The organism is Xanthomonas sp. (assembly GCF_017163755.1).
Taxonomy (GTDB): Bacteria; Pseudomonadota; Gammaproteobacteria; order Xanthomonadales; family Xanthomonadaceae; genus Xanthomonas_A.
This window is the reverse complement of the sequence record NZ_JAFIWC010000011.1, coordinates 44,841-61,696: the sequence shown is the minus strand read 5'-3', so window position 1 is coordinate 61,696 and position 16,856 is coordinate 44,841. Positions and strand designations below refer to the sequence as shown.

Annotated in this window: 21 protein-coding genes; 9 read left to right on the top strand and 12 right to left on the bottom strand. The window is 67.4% G+C overall.

Annotated features, from left to right (window positions below; genetic code table 11):
* Nucleotides 1-21 precede the first annotated feature (21 nt).
* From JR065_RS09195 to JR065_RS09170, 6 genes are all read left to right on the top strand, one after another.
* Entirely contained in the window at nt 22-828 is an 807-nt protein-coding gene (locus tag JR065_RS09195; RefSeq protein ID WP_206233772.1) for a M48 family metallopeptidase, read from the top strand.
* A 143-nt stretch (nt 829-971) separates the two neighbouring features.
* Nucleotides 972-2,174 (top strand): heme biosynthesis protein HemY, encoded by a 1,203-nt coding sequence (locus JR065_RS09190; protein WP_206233771.1) that lies wholly within the window; start codon nt 972-974, stop codon nt 2,172-2,174.
* A gap of 150 nt (nt 2,175-2,324) precedes the next feature.
* Nucleotides 2,325-2,999: an energy transducer TonB gene (locus JR065_RS09185; protein ID WP_429001848.1), complete on the top strand. Its 675-nt coding sequence runs from the start codon at nt 2,325-2,327 to the stop codon at nt 2,997-2,999.
* A gap of 96 nt (nt 3,000-3,095) precedes the next feature.
* Entirely contained in the window at nt 3,096-3,860 is a 765-nt protein-coding gene (gene exbB, locus JR065_RS09180; protein ID WP_206233770.1) for a TonB-system energizer ExbB, read from the top strand.
* A 41-nt stretch (nt 3,861-3,901) separates the two neighbouring features.
* Nucleotides 3,902-4,327 (top strand): ExbD/TolR family protein, encoded by a 426-nt coding sequence (locus JR065_RS09175; protein ID WP_206233769.1) that lies wholly within the window; start codon nt 3,902-3,904, stop codon nt 4,325-4,327.
* Between the two features lie 3 nt (nt 4,328-4,330).
* Complete coding sequence (locus JR065_RS09170; RefSeq protein ID WP_206233768.1) at nt 4,331-4,741, top strand: ExbD/TolR family protein; 411 nt, start codon at nt 4,331-4,333, stop codon at nt 4,739-4,741.
* A 194-nt stretch (nt 4,742-4,935) separates the two neighbouring features.
* Here the strand turns inward: JR065_RS09170 and JR065_RS09165 are convergent, their stop codons facing one another.
* The 3 genes from JR065_RS09165 to cls form a co-directional block, all read right to left on the bottom strand.
* A complete protein-coding gene (locus tag JR065_RS09165; protein ID WP_206233767.1) occupies nt 4,936-5,688 on the bottom strand; it encodes a pyridoxine 5'-phosphate synthase in 753 nt (250 codons plus the stop codon).
* 13 nt (nt 5,689-5,701) lie between these two features.
* Nucleotides 5,702-5,974 (bottom strand): hypothetical protein, encoded by a 273-nt coding sequence (locus JR065_RS09160; protein ID WP_206233765.1) that lies wholly within the window; start codon nt 5,972-5,974, stop codon nt 5,702-5,704.
* A gap of 493 nt (nt 5,975-6,467) precedes the next feature.
* The gene (cls, locus tag JR065_RS09155) at nt 6,468-7,940 is read right to left on the bottom strand and encodes a cardiolipin synthase (protein WP_206233764.1); all 1,473 of its coding nucleotides are present in this window, start codon (nt 7,938-7,940) and stop codon (nt 6,468-6,470) included.
* A 136-nt stretch (nt 7,941-8,076) separates the two neighbouring features.
* On the opposite strand from cls, the gene JR065_RS09150 reads away from it, so the two are divergent.
* Nucleotides 8,077-9,162, top strand: a complete 1,086-nt coding sequence (locus JR065_RS09150) for a PA0069 family radical SAM protein (protein WP_206233763.1) — start codon at nt 8,077-8,079, stop codon at nt 9,160-9,162.
* Between the two features lie 7 nt (nt 9,163-9,169).
* Here JR065_RS09150 and JR065_RS09145 read toward each other — a convergent pair whose 3' ends face one another.
* The gene (locus tag JR065_RS09145) at nt 9,170-9,724 is read right to left on the bottom strand and encodes an NAD(P)H-dependent oxidoreductase (RefSeq protein ID WP_206233762.1); all 555 of its coding nucleotides are present in this window, start codon (nt 9,722-9,724) and stop codon (nt 9,170-9,172) included.
* Between the two features lie 92 nt (nt 9,725-9,816).
* Between JR065_RS09145 and JR065_RS09140 the strand changes: the two genes are divergently transcribed.
* Nucleotides 9,817-10,767 carry a LysR family transcriptional regulator gene (locus tag JR065_RS09140; protein WP_206233761.1) on the top strand — a complete coding sequence of 317 codons (951 nt, stop codon included), beginning with the start codon at nt 9,817-9,819 and terminating at the stop codon, nt 10,765-10,767.
* On the opposite strand, the gene JR065_RS09135 is transcribed toward JR065_RS09140, so the two are convergent.
* The 7 genes from JR065_RS09135 to JR065_RS09105 all read right to left on the bottom strand — a co-directional run bounded on the left by JR065_RS09135 (nt 10,752) and on the right by JR065_RS09105 (nt 14,892).
* Nucleotides 10,752-11,453, bottom strand: a complete 702-nt coding sequence (locus JR065_RS09135; RefSeq protein WP_206233760.1) for a 2OG-Fe(II) oxygenase — start codon at nt 11,451-11,453, stop codon at nt 10,752-10,754. The two genes, JR065_RS09140 and JR065_RS09135, sit on opposite strands and share 16 nt — an antisense overlap.
* 180 nt (nt 11,454-11,633) lie before the next feature.
* On the bottom strand, nt 11,634-12,461 hold the full coding sequence (gene arsN2, locus JR065_RS09130; RefSeq protein WP_206233759.1) for an arsenic resistance N-acetyltransferase ArsN2: 828 nt from the start codon (nt 12,459-12,461) through the stop codon (nt 11,634-11,636).
* A gap of 42 nt (nt 12,462-12,503) precedes the next feature.
* Entirely contained in the window at nt 12,504-12,776 is a 273-nt protein-coding gene (locus JR065_RS09125) for a hypothetical protein (RefSeq protein ID WP_206233758.1), read from the bottom strand.
* 112 nt (nt 12,777-12,888) lie between these two features.
* Nucleotides 12,889-13,203 (bottom strand): hypothetical protein, encoded by a 315-nt coding sequence (locus tag JR065_RS09120; RefSeq protein WP_206233757.1) that lies wholly within the window; start codon nt 13,201-13,203, stop codon nt 12,889-12,891.
* 73 nt (nt 13,204-13,276) lie between these two features.
* A complete protein-coding gene (locus JR065_RS21490) occupies nt 13,277-13,699 on the bottom strand; it encodes a hypothetical protein (RefSeq protein WP_241093507.1) in 423 nt (140 codons plus the stop codon).
* A gap of 181 nt (nt 13,700-13,880) precedes the next feature.
* The gene (locus tag JR065_RS09110; RefSeq protein ID WP_429001849.1) at nt 13,881-14,369 is read right to left on the bottom strand and encodes a YybH family protein; all 489 of its coding nucleotides are present in this window, start codon (nt 14,367-14,369) and stop codon (nt 13,881-13,883) included.
* A gap of 118 nt (nt 14,370-14,487) precedes the next feature.
* Entirely contained in the window at nt 14,488-14,892 is a 405-nt protein-coding gene (locus JR065_RS09105; RefSeq protein ID WP_206233755.1) for an ester cyclase, read from the bottom strand.
* A gap of 22 nt (nt 14,893-14,914) precedes the next feature.
* On the opposite strand from JR065_RS09105, the gene JR065_RS09100 reads away from it, so the two are divergent.
* Complete coding sequence (locus tag JR065_RS09100; RefSeq protein WP_206233753.1) at nt 14,915-15,268, top strand: hypothetical protein; 354 nt, start codon at nt 14,915-14,917, stop codon at nt 15,266-15,268.
* 564 nt (nt 15,269-15,832) lie between these two features.
* On the opposite strand, the gene JR065_RS09095 is transcribed toward JR065_RS09100, so the two are convergent.
* The gene (locus JR065_RS09095) at nt 15,833-16,849 is read right to left on the bottom strand and encodes a class 1 fructose-bisphosphatase (RefSeq protein WP_206233752.1); all 1,017 of its coding nucleotides are present in this window, start codon (nt 16,847-16,849) and stop codon (nt 15,833-15,835) included.
* Nucleotides 16,850-16,856 lie beyond the last annotated feature (7 nt).

Genomic DNA, 16,856 nt, shown 5'->3' with positions numbered 1-16,856 from the left:
ACGTGTCATAAGGGGACAAGTATGAGAAGCGTGTTATTGGGCGCATCGATCGCGGTGCTGGTGGCTGCGTGTGCGACCACGACCTCGCCGACCGGCCGCAGGCAGGTGGTGGGCGGCGTCTCCCAGCAGCAGCTGGACCAGTTGGGCGCGCAGGCGTTCGCCGAATCCAAGGCGAAGGAGCCGATCGACAAGAATCCGCAGCAGAACGCCTATGTGCGCTGCGTGGTCAATGCGCTGGTGGCGCAGCTGCCGCCGCAGTGGCGCAGCACCGGCTGGGAAACCGCGCTGTTCGCCGACGACGAGCCCAACGCCTTCGCCCTGCCCGGCGGCAAGGTCGGCGTCAACAGCGGCATCTTCCGCGTGGCCAAGAACCAGGACCAGCTGGCGGCCGTGCTCGGCCACGAGATCGGCCACGTGATCTCGCGCCACCACGAAGAACGCATCACCCGGCAGATGGGCGCCCAGACCGGGCTGAGCCTGCTCGGCGCGCTGGCCGGCGCGCGCTACGGCAGCGCCGCCGCCGACACCGTCGGCCAGGTCGGCGGGATGACCGCGCAGGCGGCGTTCCTGCTGCCCGGTTCGCGCACCCAGGAAAGCGAGGCGGACGTGGTCGGCCAGCGGCTGATGGCGCAGGCCGGCTTCAATCCCGCGCAGGCGGTGGACCTGTGGAAGAACATGATGGCCGCCGGCGGCCAGCGCCCGCCGCAGTGGCTGTCCACCCATCCGGACCCCAGCGCCCGCATCGGCGAACTGCAGCGCGACGTCGCCGCGCTGCAGCCGGTGTACGCGCAGGCGCGCAGCGCCGGCCGGGTCCCCAAGTGCGGGTGAGCCAAGGCTCGCCCGGCGCCGAAGCGCCGAAGCGGCCTAAACCGTTTTCACGGCGTACAGGTTTCTGTTAGTTTTGCTGGCTCGGCCTGGATGGCCGCTTACGTCTTTCCGTGCCGCTCCGGGCGGTTCCACCGAGGTGATCCATGAAATTCAGTACCCACAAGCACGCGCTGTTGTCTCTGGTGATCGCCACCGCCCTCGGCGGCGCGGTGGTCGCCGACGCCGTGGCGCAGTCCGGCTCCGAGCGCGCCGAGCAGCGCCAGTCGCGCAAGTCCAAGGGCGGCGACAAGGCCGAAGTGATGTTCCCCAACGCCACCCGCAAGGAGCCGACCGGCAAGCCGTCGTCGAAGCTGGGCAGCAAGCTGCAGAAGCTCATCGACACCTATAACAAGGGCGAGGACTACGCCGCGGTGCGCGCGCAGGCCGACGAGGTACTGGCCAACGGCTCGGCCAACGAGTACGACAAGGCGATCGCCGCGCAGCTGGCCTCGCAGGCCGCCTACAACCTCGACGACAACGCCGCCGCCAAGCAGTACCTGCAGCAGGCGATCCAGTTGAACGGCCTGGACAACAACGGCCACTTCCAGTCGATGCTGATGCTGGCGCAGCTGCAGCTGCAGGACGACCAGACCGCCGAAGGCCTGGCCACGCTCGACAAGTTCCTGGCCGAGTCCAAGTCCACGCGCGCCGAGGACCTGATCCTGAAGGGGCAGGCGCTGTACCAGACCGAGCGCTACCAGGAGGCGATCCCGGTGCTGCAGCAGGCCATCGCCGCCTCGCCGGAGCCGAAGGACAGCTGGAACCAGCTGCTGATGGCGTCCTACGCCGAGGCCGGCCAGACCGGCGAAGCGGTCAAGGCGGCCGAGGCATTGGCGGCCAAGACCCCGAACGACAAGAAGGCGCAGATCAACCTGGCCAGCATGTACATGCAGGCCGACCAGATGGACAAGGCCGCCGCGGTGATGGACAAGCTGCGCGCTTCCGGCCAGCTGACCGACGAAAAGGAATACAAGCAGCTGTACTCGATCTACGCCAACACCGACAACAAGGAAAAGGACGTCATCGCGGTGATCAACGAGGGCCTGCAGAAGGGCATCCTCAAGCCCGACTACCAGACCTACCTGGCGCTGGCGCAGTCGTACTACTACACCGACCAGGTCCCGCAGGCGATCGAGAACTGGCAGAAGGCCGCGCCGCTGTCCAAGGACGGGGAGACCTACTTGAACCTGGCCAAGGTGCTGCATTCGGAAGGACGCATCCCGGAGGCCAAGCAGGCGGCGCAGCAGGCCCTGGCCAAGGGCGTCAAGAAGCCGGAAGACGCGAAAAAAATCGTCAACCTGAAGTAAACCGCGAAAAAAGCCCCCGAAAACCAGTGCTTAAAGTAGTGCAGGTCGCCGGGATTGGTATAAGCTTGGAGGTTCCTGCGGTGTGACACCGCGTGAACTGGGATTCAGATTCATCGCGAATCCCGGCCCCCCCTAATGAGTCATTGGCGCATGACGGAACAACTGGTCATTCATCGGCATTACGACACGGATGAAGCTTCCGGCCTAAGCTGGCCGCGCATCATCGGTATTGCCTTCGTAATTGCACTGCATCTGGCGGCGCTGATGCTGTTGCTGATTCCTGCCGTGGCGCCGAAAGCGCCTGCGGAAAAGGAACGCAACATCGTCGTGACTCTGGTCGACGCCCCACCGCCGCCCCCGCCGCCGCCGCCGCCGCCGCCGAAGCCGCCGGAAACGCCGCCGCCGCCGGTCAAGAACCTGGCGCCGCCGAAGCCGACGCCGTTGCCGCCGCCGCCGGAAGCGCCGGTGATCGACGTGCCGGAACCGCGTCCCAGCGACATCGCCACCCCGCCGTCGCCGCCGGCCCCGCCGGCTGCGCCCAGCGACATCGGCGCCAGCGTGGACATCTCGTCGAAGGCCATGAACCCGCCGAAGTACCCGCCGGCCGCATTCCGGGCGGGCGTGGAAGGCGAGGTGATCCTGATCATCGATGTCGATCCCAACGGTAACGTCACCAACGTTTCCGTCGAGAAATCCAGCCGCAACCGCGACCTGGACCGCGCAGCCATGGAAGCAGCGCGCAAGTGGCGGTTCAATTCCGCTGTCGTAAATGGACAGAAGACTGCCGGCCGCGTACGCGTCCCCGTCAACTTCGCGCTGAACTGATGCAAAGGTGGGTCGGTACCGGCGCACCCGCCGGACCGCCCGCTCTGTCTACTCTTTGCACCACCCTCACCACCACACACAACAAAGGTAAGCGTCATGCTGCAGGAAATTTTCATCGCCGCTGCTGCGGGGGGCAACAACGCATCGAACGCCCTGTCGCAGATGGGCTTCGAGCACCTGATCACCGAGATGACCTCCAATCCGGGTGACTTCGCCGTCTCCTGGGTGGTGCTCATCACCCTTATCATCATGTCGGCGCTGTCCTGGTACTGGACCGTCATCAACATCTTCCGCGCCACCCGTCTGAAGAGCCAGGCCGACCGCGTCACCAGCCTGTTCTGGGATACGCCGAACGCGCAGGACGCCATCCGTGCGATGGAAGAGCAGCCGGCGAGCGAGCCGTTCTCGAAGATCGCCCTCGACGCCGCGCAGGCCGCTGCGCACCACCAGCGTGCAGAAGCCGGCACCGGCACCGGCCTGGGCGAGACCCTGAGCCGTTCGGAGTTCGTCGATCGCGCGCTGCGTCAGGCCGTGACCCGCGAAAGCACCAAGCTGCAGTCGGGCATGACCCTGCTGGCCACCGTCGGTGCGACCGCGCCGTTCGTCGGTCTGCTCGGTACGGTCTGGGGCATCTACGGCGCGCTGATCAAGATCGGTGCCACCGGTTCGGCCTCGATCGACGCCGTCGCCGGCCCGGTCGGCGAAGCGCTGATCATGACCGCGATCGGCCTGTTCGTCGCGATCCCGGCCGTGTTCGCCTTCAACTTCTTCAGCAAGGTCAACAGCACCGCGATCGCCAAGTTCGATACGTTCGCCCACGACCTGCACGACTTCTTCGCCACCGGCTCGCGCGTTCGCTGATCCGGTCCGAGTAGTCCACGCAACGATTAACGGAGCCCGTTATGGCTTTCAGTAGTGGTAACAGCGGCGGCCCCATGGCCGACATCAACGTCACGCCCCTCGTGGACGTGATGTTGGTGCTGCTGATCATCTTCATCATCACGGCGCCCCTGATGTCCCACAAGGTCAAGGTGGAACTGCCCGAAGCCAACCTCAAGCAGGATCCGGAGGAAGCGGAAAAGCGCACCGCTCCGATCACGCTGGCGGTCAAGGAAGACGGGTCGCTCTACTGGAACGATCAGCCGATTTCCAAGGAAGCCCTGGAATCGCGCTTTTCTACCGCGGCCCAGCAGACCCCGCAGCCGCCGCTCAACCTGCGCGGCGACCGCACGACCAAGATGCGCACGATCAACGAGATCACCAAGATCGCGCAGAGTCAGGGCATGCTGGACGTCGGTTTCGTTGCGACCAAAGAGAAGGGGAACTGAGCCATGGCCTTCAGTTCAGGTGGTGGCCGTGGTCCCATGGCCGACATCAACGTCACGCCGCTGGTCGACGTGATGCTGGTGCTGCTGATCATCTTCATCGTGACCGCGCCGATCATGACCTATCCGATCGACGTGGATCTGCCGCAGCGGGTGATCAACCCGCCGCCGCAGTTGCGCGAACCGCCGCCGCCGATCGATCTGCGCATCGATGCGTCGAACCAGATCTTCTGGAACAACAGCCCGGTGGCGGTGACCGCGCTTCAGCAGATGATGGAAAACGAAGTACAGCGCGATCCGAGCAACCAGCCGGAACTGCGCATCGATGCCAATCCGGATTCCGAATACGAAGTGATGGCCAAGGTGCTGGCCGCCGCCAAGAATTCGGACATGAAGAAGATCGGCTTCGTGCAATAACGCGATACCGCAATACCTCAGTCATGACGCGACTGCGAACGCCACCGGAAACGGTGGCGTTTTTTTTGCTCCGGCGTCGCGCGCGACGGCAGAGCCGAGCGTGGTTCCGATCCGGTTCCGGAAGTATCTTCCTGTCGCTGCTGCCGCGGCGCACGCCCGGATCGTCCAAGCGGATGCCCTACCTAATTACCCGCCTACCTGGCCGCGGCAAGGATCGCCAGATAGGCCCGGACCGTGGCGTCGAGGCCGGCGTACAGCGCCTCGCCGATCAGCGCGTGGCCGATCGAGACCTCCAGCACCTGCGGGACCGCGTCCAGGAACGCGGGCAGGTTGGCCTGCGACAGATCGTGGCCGGCATTGACCCCGAGGCCGGCGGCGCGGGCGCGGCGCGCGGCGTCGGCGAAGGCTGCCGGGGCCGCGGCAGCGCCGCGGTCGAAGGCTTCCGCATACGGCCCGGTGTATAGCTCGACCCGGTCGGCGCCGAGTTCGGCCGCGCGCGCCAGGTCCGGATTGCCGGCGTCGACGAACAGGCTGACCCGGCAGCCCAACGCCTTTAGTTCGGCGACCAGCGGACGCAGGCGCTCGCCGTCGCGGGCGAAGTCGAAGCCGTGGTCGGAGGTCAGCTGGCCGTCGCCGTCGGGCACCAGCGTGGCCTGCGCCGGACGCACCTGCGCGCACAGCGGGATCAGGCCCGGATAGCCGGGCCGCGGCGGCGCGAACGGGTTGCCTTCGATGTTGAACTCCACGCCGTGTTCGCCGGTCAGCGCGGCCAGCGCGAGCACGTCCTCGGCGTGGATGTGGCGCCGGTCCGGGCGCGGGTGCACGGTGATGCCGTGCGCGCCGGCCTGCAGGCACGCGCGCGCCGCATCGAGCACGCTGGGCAGGTCGCCGCCGCGCGAATTGCGCAGCACGGCGATCTTGTTGACGTTGACGCTGAGCCGGGTCATCGGGCGCGCTGCGTCAGGACGAGATCGCGTCGTCGCCCGGCGCGGTCTCGCTCGCCTGGCGCCGCGCGGCGGCCTGTTCGCGCAGGCGGCGCAGTTCCGCCGGGTCGATCAGCGGTGCCGCGTCGCGCTGCGGCGCATCGCCGATCTTGGCCACGTACCAGCCGCGCGCCCAGGCCAGCAGGAACACCAGCGCGGCGAGCAGGGCCAGCACCAGCAGCGACATGTGCGGCGTGGTGAATGCCAGAACGAAGGCGCCCAGCGCGAGCGGCAGAAAGAGCCAGTACATGGACGATCTCCCCAGGAATCGCCGCAGTGTAGCGCTGCCGGGGCCGCCGGTTCCACGGCGAACCGGCCCGGGCGGCGCCCTGCGCGCGCGCCTGCGGCCGCTGAGGTCGGCAGCCGAGTGCTGGGGCGTGCCGCGCAGCTGGGTCATCGACCGCGCGCCGTCGATTGCAGCGTCGCCGCTGCGGCGATCGGGCTGTAAGAGCCTGAAGCCCCTCTCCCACCGGGAGAGGGGTTGGGGTGAGGGTACGACCGCACTGGACATCGCCCAGCGCCCATCCCCAAAGCCCTCCCCGGCAGCTCGCTCCGCTCCGTCGCACCCTCATCCGGCGCTACGCGCCACCTTCTCCCGATGGGAGAAGGGAAAGGCATCCGCTGACGGCGTGGCAGCCAGCGCAGCACCAGGCGATGCGCTAGGGCGCAGGAAGCCGGCGGCGGCCCCGCCTTCGCATCGCCGTCGGGCGCCGGGGAGACCCGGTTGGGGCGCGTAGCGCTGCCTACAGCAGCGGCGAGGTCAGCCGCGCCATCGCTTCCGGCAGGCGATAGCGCCACAGCGAGCGCTTGCGGTCGTCGCGCACGCGCACCGCCTCGGCCATCTCGCCGGCCATCAGCGTGGCCAGCTCGCCGGTCAGGCCGCGGTCGCGGAACATCGCCGAGACCTCGAAATTCAGGCGGAAACTGCGGTTGTCGAAGTTGGCGCTGCCGACGATGCACAGGTCCTCGTCGGTGATCAGCGCCTTGATGTGCAGCATGCGCGGGCCGTACTCGTAGATCTTCACCCCGGCCTGGAGCAGCTCGTCGAAGTACGATCTGGCCGCCAGCGTGACCAGCCGCGAATCGCTGCGCTTGGGCACCAGCAGGCGCACGTCCAGCCCGCCCAGCGCGGCCGAGGTCAGCGCCATGCGCCCCGCTTCGCCGGGCACGAAATACGGGGTGATCAGCCATACCCGCTGCCTGGCCTCGTGGATCGCCGCCACGTGCATGCGGTGGATGCTCTCCCACGACGAGTCCGGGCCGGAGGCCAGCACCTGCGCGTCGATCGTGCCGTCGGCGCGGCCGGGCATGTCGTGCGGCCAGATCTGCGCCATGTCGAAGGTCTCGCGGCCCTGGCCGGTGGCGTACAGCCAGTCCTCGACGAACACCAGCTGCAGGCTGCGCACCACGTGGCCCTCGATGCGGATGTGCAGGTCGCGGTAGGCGTCTGCGCGCAGCCGCTCGTTCTCCTCGTCGGTGACGTTGATGCCGCCGGTGAAGCCGACGCGGCCGTCGACCACCACGATCTTGCGGTGGGTGCGCAGGTTCACCCACGGCCGCTTGAACTTGAACGGGCGCAGCAGCTGCGCCGGATGGAACCACGCCACCTCGCCGCCGGCCTCCAGCAGCGGCCGCAGGAACCGCCGGGGCACCTGCGAGGAGCCGACCGCGTCGAGCAGCAGGCGCACCCGGACGCCAGCGCGCGCGCGCTCGACCAGTGCGTCGCGGATCCGCGTGCCGGTGCGGTCCGGGTTGAAGATGTAGTACTCCAGGTGCACGTGGTGCCGCGCGGCGGCGATGTCCTCGACGATCGCGTCGTAGGTCGCCGCTCCGTCCACCAGCCAGCGCGCCTGCGTCGCCGAACTCGGCGGCAGGCCGGTGGTGGCCTGGGCGATCTTGGCCAGTTCGGTGCAGTCGGCATCGGGCGGGCAGACGCTGCTGTAGTGCTCCATGCCCGAGCGCGATCGGCCGCGGCGCAGGCGCTGCCGCTTCACCTTCTGCGGCCCGAGCAGGTAGTAGATGACGAAGCCGATGTACGGCAGCGCCGCCAGCGACAGCACCCAGCTCAGCGTCGCCGCCGGCTCGCGCTTCTGCAGCACGATCCAGGCGCTCAGCCACAGGATGTACAGCAGGTAGGCGGCGGTCATGTACGCGCCGAAATGCGGGATGCCGGTCAGCCAGTCCCAGGTGTTCTGCAGGGTCGCGAATACGAACATCGGCGGATTCTACGGGCAGCGGGGTGACAGCGCTAAGCGCGTTCGCCGCCGCGGCGCAAGCGCCGGCGGTGAAAGGTTCAGCGCGGCCGCCGCACCCGTCGCTGCGGCTGAGACCGCGGCGGCGTAGCCTATGCCGATGAGTACGCCGATCAAGGGCCGCGGCGCCGGCAGCCACCTGCCCGGGCGCTTCGAACGCACCGTCAGCGAAGCGGTGGACGATGGCTGGCAGCCGGAGGACGGCGAGGAATTCGCCGCCCCGCGGCTTCGCACCGAGGTGCGCGAGGAAATCGCGCGCAGCATCATCAGCCGCAACCAGTCGCCCGACGTGGGCTTCTCGCAGTCGGTCAATCCGTACCGCGGCTGCGAGCACGGCTGCAGCTACTGCTTCGCCCGGCCCAGCCACGCCTACCTGAACCTGTCGCCGGGGCTGGACTTCGAGACCCGGCTGTTCGCCAAGACCAACGCGCCGGAGCTGCTGCGCCGCGAACTGGGCAAGCCCGGCTACGTGCCCAGCCCGATCGCGCTGGGCATCAACACCGATGCCTACCAGCCGATCGAGCGCAAGCTGCAGCTGACCCGCCGGCTGATCGAAGTGCTGTGGGACGCGCGCCATCCGTTCACGCTGATCACCAAGAACGCGCTGGTCGAGCGCGACCTGGACCTGCTCGCGCCGCTGGCGCGCGAGAACCTGGTCAGCGTGCACTTCTCGGTGACCTCGCTGGACCCGCGGCTGTCGGCGCGGCTGGAACCGCGCGCCTCGGCGCCGCACGCGCGGCTGCGCGCGATGCGCACGCTGCACGAGGCCGGGGTCCCGGTGGGCGTGATGGTGGCGCCGGTGATCCCGTGGATCAACGACCACGAACTGGAGGCGGTGCTGGAGGCGGCGCGCGATGCCGGCGCCGATTCGGCCGGCTACGTGCTGCTGCGCCTGCCGCACGAGGTGGCGCCGCTGTTCCGCGACTGGCTGCAGGCGCACCACCCCGACCGCGCCGCGCACGTGATGAGCACCGTGCAGCAGCTGCGCGGCGGCAAGGACTACGACAGCACCTTCGGCAAGCGCATGCGCGGCGAAGGCGTCTATGCCGACCTGCTGACGCGGCGCTTCGCGCTGGCGCACAAGCGGCTGGGCTACGCGCAGCGGCGTCCCCCGGAACTGGACTGCAGCCGCTTCGTCAGGCCGGTGCCGCCGCGCGCGGCTTCGCCGCAGGGCGAGTTGTTCTGAACTGCGGTCAGGCCGTGCCGGAGGCAGTAGCGCCGATCCACCGGCGCAGGTGCGCGGCGTAGTCGTCGGCGATGCGCTGCGCGGCGGCGGCATCCAGGTCCGTCGCGCGGTAGGCGATGAACGGATCCGACCACGACAGTGCGCAGCGATGGGCGGTGGCGTGCAGCGGGCGCAGCAGTTCCGGCAAGGGGAACAGGTTGATTCCGCTCGGCGTATAGGCTTCCGGCGTGTTGCCGGCAGTGACGCCCAGCAGCAGCGGCGTGCCCTGCAGCCGGCGGCCTTCTTCTTCGTAGCGGATATAGAACATGCGCGTCAGCACTTCGTCCTGCCACGCCTTGAGTAGCGGCGGCGTGGAGTACCACTGCACCGGAAACTGCAGCACGACGCGATCGGCGCGCAGCAACTGCGCCACTTCGTGGTCCAGATCGAAGCGGCCATCGGGATGGCGAGCGTACATGTCCACCACCGCGCAACCGGATATCGCGACAGCGGCCCGGGCCATTGCCGCGTTGGCGTGCGAGGTGGACAGATCGGGGTGGAACAACAAGATCAAGGTATTCATGGAGCGCTCCTCGGCGGACCAGGGAAGCCTGGCCGCCCCGCCCTCATCCGTCCAACGGATATTTGCTATGTTGGATCATGGATCTGAGGAATATGCGCTCGGTCGATATGAACCTGCTGGTGGTGCTCGACGCACTGCTGGACGAAGCGCATGTATCGCGGGCGGCGCAACGGCTGGGGCTGTCGCAACCGGCCGCGTCCAATGCGCTGGAACGCTGCCGTGCGCTGTTCGGCGACCGGCTGCTGGAACGCGCGCGCGGCGGCATGCGCCTGACCCCGCGCGCCGAGGCCTTGCGCGGGCCGCTACGCGAACTGCTCGACGGCGCCCGACGCCTGCTCAGCCCTGCGCAGTCGGCCGACCTGCGCACGCTGCGCCAACCTGTACACATTGCGATGGCGGATCCTCCGGCGGGTTTGCTGGGACCACCGCTGCTGCAGCGGCTGCAGGCGAGCGCGCCGGGCATCGACCTGGTCCTGCACCCGTGGCGCAGCGCCGATGCGGCGTGGCACGCGCTGGCCGCCGGCGAGATCGACCTGGCGCTGTCGGTGCTGCCGCAGGCGGACGTGGACTTCCAACGTGTCCCCCTGTTCGATGAGCGTTACCGGGTACTGATGCGGCGCGGGCATCCGGCCGCGCGCGGCTTCGACCTGGAGCGATGGTTGGCGTACCCGCATTTGCTGGTTTCGGCACGCGGCGCCTCGCGTGGGCCGCTGGACGAGGCGTTGCAGCGCATCGGCAGGGCGCGTCGGGTGGGGATGGTGGTGCCCAGCTTCACGATGGCGGTGTCGATGCTGGAGCGATCGGACCTGATTGCGCTGCTGCCCAGCCTGTGCCTGCCGCCGCAGCGCGACCGGCGCTTCGTCGCATTCGATCCACCGTTGCCGATGGAAGGCTTTCCCCTGCATCTGGCCTGGCACCGGCGCCGCCATGGCGATGTCGGCGTACAGCACGTGGCTGCGCTGCTGCAGGGCCTGGTCGCAGCACTGCGGCAGCGCCGCGCGGCGCCGCGACTGACCCGGGCGTCCGCTCAGCCGGCGCCGTAGAGCTGCTGCGCCGTCTGGAACAGCACCCAGCTGGTGGCGATGAACTTGTCGCCGCCCTGTGGACGGTTGCCGCGGTGGGTGTGGGTGAAGGCGGTCGGCGCGATCAGCAGGCTGCCGGCAAGTGGGGCGATCTTGCGCTGCTGGAACAGGAACTCGGTCTCGCCGGCATCGAAGTCGTCGTTGAGATACAGCGTCCACAGCAGGTGCCGGTGCAGCGTTTCGGCGCCGGGATCGCGCGGATACAGTTCGCAATGCCAGTACGGGTAGCCGCCCTGGCCGGCGTCGTACCACTGCAGGTTGATCGCGCCCGGGCGCAGGCAGGTGCGCGCCAGGTTGGACAGCGCCGCGTCGTCGAGCAGCGAGAAATCCTCGGCGCCGAGCCGATGCGGCTGGCCGTCGGGCCCGGGCACCTGCAGCATCAGCGGCGACAACAAGGCCTGCGGATACTTGCGCAGGTAGCCGAGCACGCCGGAGAACACCGCCTGCTGCAGGCGCTGTTCCACATCGCGCCAGGCGTCCAGCCCGCTGATGCGCAGGTCGCGGCTGCGCTTGAGCTCGGGGAACACGCCGCTGCCGACCTGACCGGGCTGCAGCTGCTCGCTCCCGCGCAGGCGCCGCACGATGGCCGCGCACTCCTCGCGCGCGAGCGCGTTGTCGAAGACTTCGATGAAATCGTGATCGGGCATGCCGCGACCTTACCAGCGATCCCGCGCAGTCGCAGCCGTTGTGGCTGGCATGGACAACCGCGCTCGGCAACGCGCCTGCGGCGATCCGCGCACTATCCTCCACCCGGCGTTGCGCATCTGCCGGCCGCGTCCGGTGCGCTCCAGGTCTCGCACTACGCGCGGCCGCCGGTGAAACGCCGGCTAGCGACCGGCGATGAACGCGCGCTGCAGGAACCGCAGGCTCGACAGGATCTGCTCGACCCGCCGCTGCGAGAGCGTGCCGACGCAGTCGCCGAACTGCGCTCTGTCGACCGAGCAAATCTGCGATGCCAGCACGACGCTACGTCGCGCGAGCCCACCCTCTCCCGCGTCGAGAAGCACCGTGCCGGGCTCGGAGGCGCGCGTGAGGTTGGAGGTGATACCGCACACCACGATGGTGGCCACTCTCGACGCATTGAACAGGTCGTCCTGGACGACGACGTGCGGATGCCGGATGGACGGAACCGACCCATGCGGTCCGTCGGGGGCGAGCCAATAGATATCGCCGCGGCGGACGCCCCGATTCGGCAGCGTCTCCGGCTGGGCGTCCGCGGCGCCCGGCGGCGACTTGACCATGAACGCAGACGACGCAGGGCACAGCCCGGAAAACTGGGCGGTGCCGGCGATTGCGGCCGGCGCCTGGTCGCGCGCCAGCGGACGGTAGCCGCGACGCTCGAAGAACGCCGACGCCGTGGTGGTGAGCAGGTAGACGGCACGGACGCCCTGAGCGGCGGCATGGCGCTCGGCATGCGCCACCAGAGCCTCGCCGAGTCCGTTGCCGCGCGTGGCGTCGGCCACGGCCAGCGACCTCAGCAATGCGACGGGCCCATACAGTTCCAATCCGACCACGCCGAGCGTTTGCGCACCCGACACGCAGCCGAACAGCACCACCTCGGAACCGTCTTGGAGATCGGAAACGGGCAGGCGGTTCGCTTCCAGCAGCGCCTGCACGCTCGCATTCGGTTGCAGCGGCTGGATGGAATGCTTCATGGGTCCAATGCCTGCGCAGCGGCGCCAGCCGAGCCGGCTTGGCTAGCGCTTTCCGGGGGACGACGCGCCGCCACGCACCGAGTAGCCGAGCAGGACCAGCCAGGCGGCCAACGCCAGCAGCGTCGGCAACTGGAACTTGCTGGACGTGCCGATGGTGAAGCTCCTGGCGGCAAAGAAGATCAGGACCCACAGCGCCAGGTTGACCGCCACGATCAACCGGCGCGACTTGTGCCGGGTGAACAGGGAAATGACGCTCGGCATCAGCGCGATCGGCCCGGTCGCGAAGAAGAACATGAGAAAGACCATCTGGTTCATAGCGTTCCGTTTTTCTCCTCGGTTCCTTCGGACGGACCAACGCTTGGACCATGCCGGCATGCGGAGCGGCATCGGTTCGATCGGCGCGAACGGCGTCGCCCACGCACCGAGCTTAGCGCGCCGCGAACCGGTTGCCCAATGAGGCGATGCCACACGCCGCGAGCCACGCGAGCGCCAGCCAGAACACGACCAGAAAAACCCAGCCGCGCACGGATGGCGCGCACCAGCCCCAGCCGCACATGCCCTCGTGCTCGAGCAGGCCGGGAACGCCGGCCTGGTCGAACACGTAGATCGACAGGCCAGGAACGACCAGGAGCAGTCCCGCTGGCGACTCGGCGTAAGGTGGCCAGAGGAAGCAGGGAATGACCAGCAGACCGTAGCCCAGCAACAGGCCCATCAGGATCTTGAGGGTGCGTGGCTCGAGCATTGGGTGGAAGCTTGCTGTCGGTCAGGGTTCGTCATGGATGGAACCGGATTGGAGCACCCGCCAGGGCAACGTCCTAGCACTGGAGGAAGAAGGACGCGAACGCCAGCGCCAGGCCACCGACCCACACCACAAGCATGCCGGCAACCCCGAGAACGACAACGGCGCAACGCAACGCCCAGCGCATGCCCCGCGATCGCCTGACGAGCCAGGCGAAAAGCAGCACGCCGACCACGATGCCCACGGCGACGACCAGCCAGCCGAGCATGTCGACGAGCGGATCCTTCGGACCGAACTCGGGCGGGCATTGGCGCGTCGCCCAGGCCGGTGCGGAGAACGCGAGCAGTGCGGCAAGAAGCCCGCCGCTTTCCGAAGAACGTCGCCGAAATGCCATGCGCTGGCGGCGGGTTTCGCCGGACCGCCAAGCGGCGTCGGCTCGAACGTCGTCAGGCCCCAGCCCATCCCGTGGCGCACCGGACCGGCACCCTGCCGCGATCATGCAGAAACCGAAACAGGTGGCAACGACGTGGCGAACCCACCTACGAAGTGCCAGGCAGGCAGCGGCGGAACGCGCAAGCAACCGGGTCTTCCACGCGCAGTACCGGTGGCAACACAGGGCCGCGCGCTGTCGCGGGCTCGGCCCGAATCCATCGCTTGAACGAACGTCCCTTGCTGCAGCATCAGCGCGTTGCCGCCGGGGACCCGGCTGGCGAAGACGTGGGCGCTGCGCTCTTCTGCTTCGGCGCTGCGTTCAAGTTGTCCATGTCGGAAAAGATCAGCCAGGGTCCGCCGGGAGTGCGACGCAAAGTAAGGGTGAACTTGCCCGCGTCGCCGGGCGTATTGCCGTAGCCGTACGCACCGATGATGTAGCCGGTCGTGTCCGTGCTGGAAAAGGCGAGTGCGCGTAGCCGCAATGGACCGCCCCCTTCGCCCGCATAGGCGGCCCGGATGGCCGGGCGGCCGCGGACGGGGGGGCGATTGCTTTGCAGCACGAATCCATCCTCCGCAAAAAGCGCGGCGAGCGCCGCCGCATCGCCCGCGCGCCATGCGCGCTCGTAGTCGCGAAGCACCCGGTCCAGCTCAGGTGGCAATGGGACGTCGGGCAACGCCGGGGATGGGACTGGCTCTTTTGCGGCGTCCTGCGCAAAGATGGAGCCCGCCACCAGCATGAAGCCCAGGACGACGATAGCCAGGATGCAACGGTCCATATGTCTCGATCCCACTGAAGTCCGGAGGCCGCTGCCTAAGCTACACCACGCACGCATCGGCATCGGCTCGAATGAACCGTCAGGTGCCGGTGTGAGCACTCGTGTCCCACTCGCCCCAGCGCCGAATGATCCTGCCATCGCGAACCTCGACGATCTCTATGCCACGCAGTTCGGTCAGCTTACCCGTGGGGCCCACGCCCAGGAACGATCGTGCGTTGGTACCCCGGCTGGTCCACCGCACCGCCACCGTCCGCCGTTCAACATCGACCACAAGGTCGTCCACTACCGTTTCGAGGTCAGGGAACGCTTCCGTCATGGCCTTCAGGCCGGCCGCGAAACCGGCCTTCGTCGCAGGTCGTCCTGCCGCCGCCAAGTCCTGAAAGTCGTCGGCGTGCAGTGCCTCGAACAGCGCCCAGTCCACCGGACATGTCCATAGGCTGATCCACTGCCTTGTCAGCTCTTCAAGCGATTTGCGATCTTTCATAGGCTTCTAATCCTGAGTTAAGTTGAAGACGACACAGGAAGAAGGACATGTACTCAAACACTTGAATCAAGCCACTCTCGAACGGATTCGGCTCGAAGAACTATTAGGGCTCGAGTTTGCGATCTCGCGAGCCTTTGAACAAGAACCAGCCGAAGGTCATGAATACTCCGGTGCAGGCGAGCGTGACGAGGAGGACCAGCATTGCAGCAATAGGCTCTTCCGAGAAGGCGAACCATGCTTTTGGCCCATGCCTGCCAATACCAACGGTTCCATGAACGATTGCGAGGTAGATGATCAAGGCCGCGCCAACTACACCATGGAGGGCCACATATCCACCGAAAAGCATGCCCGCAAGTCGCCCTCTTTCCTCCCGTGACCTGTCAAAGAAGAGAGGAATGATGAGAGGCAGAATGCATCCCGCTAGAAGAGCGAACCAAGCGACCATTCATGGGCCTACGTCTGAATTAAGCCGAGCCGCGAAGCGGGTACGGCTTGAATGAATTGTCAGGCAACATTGCAGCATCCACCGCCGGCTCCTCGCCCGCACGCAGCGCCCTGACTCGCCGCGCAGTCAATGCATATCGTCCAGGGAGCACGCAACAAATTTTTACCCGCACTACCGCCGTGAGCATTCCAGGTTAACCGCTAAGCAGTACACTGCGAGAAGAGCGGTTGAGTTCAGTTCCATTGCAAGCTTCCGAGCAAGTACACATCTTTTTGAGCTGCCACATTAGCCAATTACCATGGACCGCCCAACGTGGCATAACGCCATCCTTCCCGACGACCGCAGGTTCTTCAATTCCCATCGATAGTTGAATCAACAAGCACCTTGAGAAGCCAAACCCGTTCGAGAAGAAGCTTACCCTAAGGTGTAACGATTACACCCGCCCGAAGGCGGGTGCACGGAAGACGCTCGCTCGTCGAAAAAGCGTGCAGAAACTCAGCCGTTCGCCTCGTCGTAGTCCACGTGATACCGCACCGCCTGCGCCACTTCGTTCTTCGAGCCGAGGAACACCGGCACGCGCTGGTGCAGCTGGTCGGGCTGGATGTCGAGGATGCGTTCGCGGCCGGTGCTGGCGGCGCCGCCGGCCTGTTCCACCAGCAGGCCCATCGGGTTGGCTTCGTACATCAGGCGCAGCTTGCCGGCCTTGCCCGGGTCCTTCTTGTCCCACGGATAGATGAAGATGCCGCCGCGGGTGAGGATGCGGTGCACGTCGGCGACCATGCTGGCGATCCAGCGCATGTTGAAGTCCTTGCCGCGCGCGCCTTCGCTGCCGGCGAGCAGGTCGGCCACGTAGCGCTGCATCGGCGCTTCCCAGTGGCGCTGGTTGGACATGTTGATCGCGAACTCGGCGGTGTCCTCGGGAATGCGCATGTCGGCCTGGGTCAGCAGGAAGCTGCCCTCCTCGCGCTCGAGGGTGAAGGCGTGGGTGCCGTGGCCCAGGGTCAGCACCAGCATCGTGCTCGGGCCGTAGATGCAGTAGCCGGCGGCGACCTGGCGGGTGCCCGGCTGCAGGAAGTGTTCGTCGCCCGGCTTCTGCGTGCCGGCCGGCGCGCGCAGCACCGAGAAGATGGTGCCGACGGAGACGTTGACGTCGATGTTGGAGCTGCCGTCCAGCGGATCGAACAGCAGCAGGAAGTCGCCGCTGGGGTACTGGTCGGGCACCGGCTGGCTGTGGTCCATTTCCTCGGACGCGCACGCGGCCAGGTGGCCGCCCCAGGCGTTGGCTTCGAGCAGGATGTCGTTGCTGAGCACGTCCAGCTTCTTCTGCGCCTCGCCCTGCACGTTGCCGGTGCCGGCGTCGCCGAGCACGCCGCCCAGCGCGCCCTTGCTGACCGCGATGGAGATGCGCTTGCACGCGCGGGACACGATCGTGATGAGCTGGCGCAGTTCCGGGCCGATGCGGCCGGCGTGCTGCTCTTCGATCAGGAAACGGGTAAGCGAGGTTCGCGTCATGCGCAGC

Coding starts and splice junctions, on each gene's coding strand:
- JR065_RS09195 (WP_206233772.1), top strand. CDS start 22: ATGAGAAGCGTGTTATTGGGCGCATCGATCGCGGTGCTGGTGGCTGCG.
- JR065_RS09190 (WP_206233771.1), top strand. CDS start 972: ATGAAATTCAGTACCCACAAGCACGCGCTGTTGTCTCTGGTGATCGCC.
- JR065_RS09185 (WP_429001848.1), top strand. CDS start 2,325: ATGACGGAACAACTGGTCATTCATCGGCATTACGACACGGATGAAGCT.
- exbB (WP_206233770.1), top strand. CDS start 3,096: ATGCTGCAGGAAATTTTCATCGCCGCTGCTGCGGGGGGCAACAACGCA.
- JR065_RS09175 (WP_206233769.1), top strand. CDS start 3,902: ATGGCTTTCAGTAGTGGTAACAGCGGCGGCCCCATGGCCGACATCAAC.
- JR065_RS09170 (WP_206233768.1), top strand. CDS start 4,331: ATGGCCTTCAGTTCAGGTGGTGGCCGTGGTCCCATGGCCGACATCAAC.
- JR065_RS09165 (WP_206233767.1), bottom strand. CDS start 5,688: ATGACCCGGCTCAGCGTCAACGTCAACAAGATCGCCGTGCTGCGCAAT.
- JR065_RS09160 (WP_206233765.1), bottom strand. CDS start 5,974: ATGTACTGGCTCTTTCTGCCGCTCGCGCTGGGCGCCTTCGTTCTGGCA.
- cls (WP_206233764.1), bottom strand. CDS start 7,940: ATGTTCGTATTCGCGACCCTGCAGAACACCTGGGACTGGCTGACCGGC.
- JR065_RS09150 (WP_206233763.1), top strand. CDS start 8,077: ATGAGTACGCCGATCAAGGGCCGCGGCGCCGGCAGCCACCTGCCCGGG.
- JR065_RS09145 (WP_206233762.1), bottom strand. CDS start 9,724: ATGAATACCTTGATCTTGTTGTTCCACCCCGATCTGTCCACCTCGCAC.
- JR065_RS09140 (WP_206233761.1), top strand. CDS start 9,817: ATGCGCTCGGTCGATATGAACCTGCTGGTGGTGCTCGACGCACTGCTG.
- JR065_RS09135 (WP_206233760.1), bottom strand. CDS start 11,453: ATGCCCGATCACGATTTCATCGAAGTCTTCGACAACGCGCTCGCGCGC.
- arsN2 (WP_206233759.1), bottom strand. CDS start 12,461: ATGAAGCATTCCATCCAGCCGCTGCAACCGAATGCGAGCGTGCAGGCG.
- JR065_RS09125 (WP_206233758.1), bottom strand. CDS start 12,776: ATGAACCAGATGGTCTTTCTCATGTTCTTCTTCGCGACCGGGCCGATC.
- JR065_RS09120 (WP_206233757.1), bottom strand. CDS start 13,203: ATGCTCGAGCCACGCACCCTCAAGATCCTGATGGGCCTGTTGCTGGGC.
- JR065_RS21490 (WP_241093507.1), bottom strand. CDS start 13,699: ATGATCGCGGCAGGGTGCCGGTCCGGTGCGCCACGGGATGGGCTGGGG.
- JR065_RS09110 (WP_429001849.1), bottom strand. CDS start 14,369: ATGCTGGTGGCGGGCTCCATCTTTGCGCAGGACGCCGCAAAAGAGCCA.
- JR065_RS09105 (WP_206233755.1), bottom strand. CDS start 14,892: ATGAAAGATCGCAAATCGCTTGAAGAGCTGACAAGGCAGTGGATCAGC.
- JR065_RS09095 (WP_206233752.1), bottom strand. CDS start 16,849: ATGACGCGAACCTCGCTTACCCGTTTCCTGATCGAAGAGCAGCACGCC.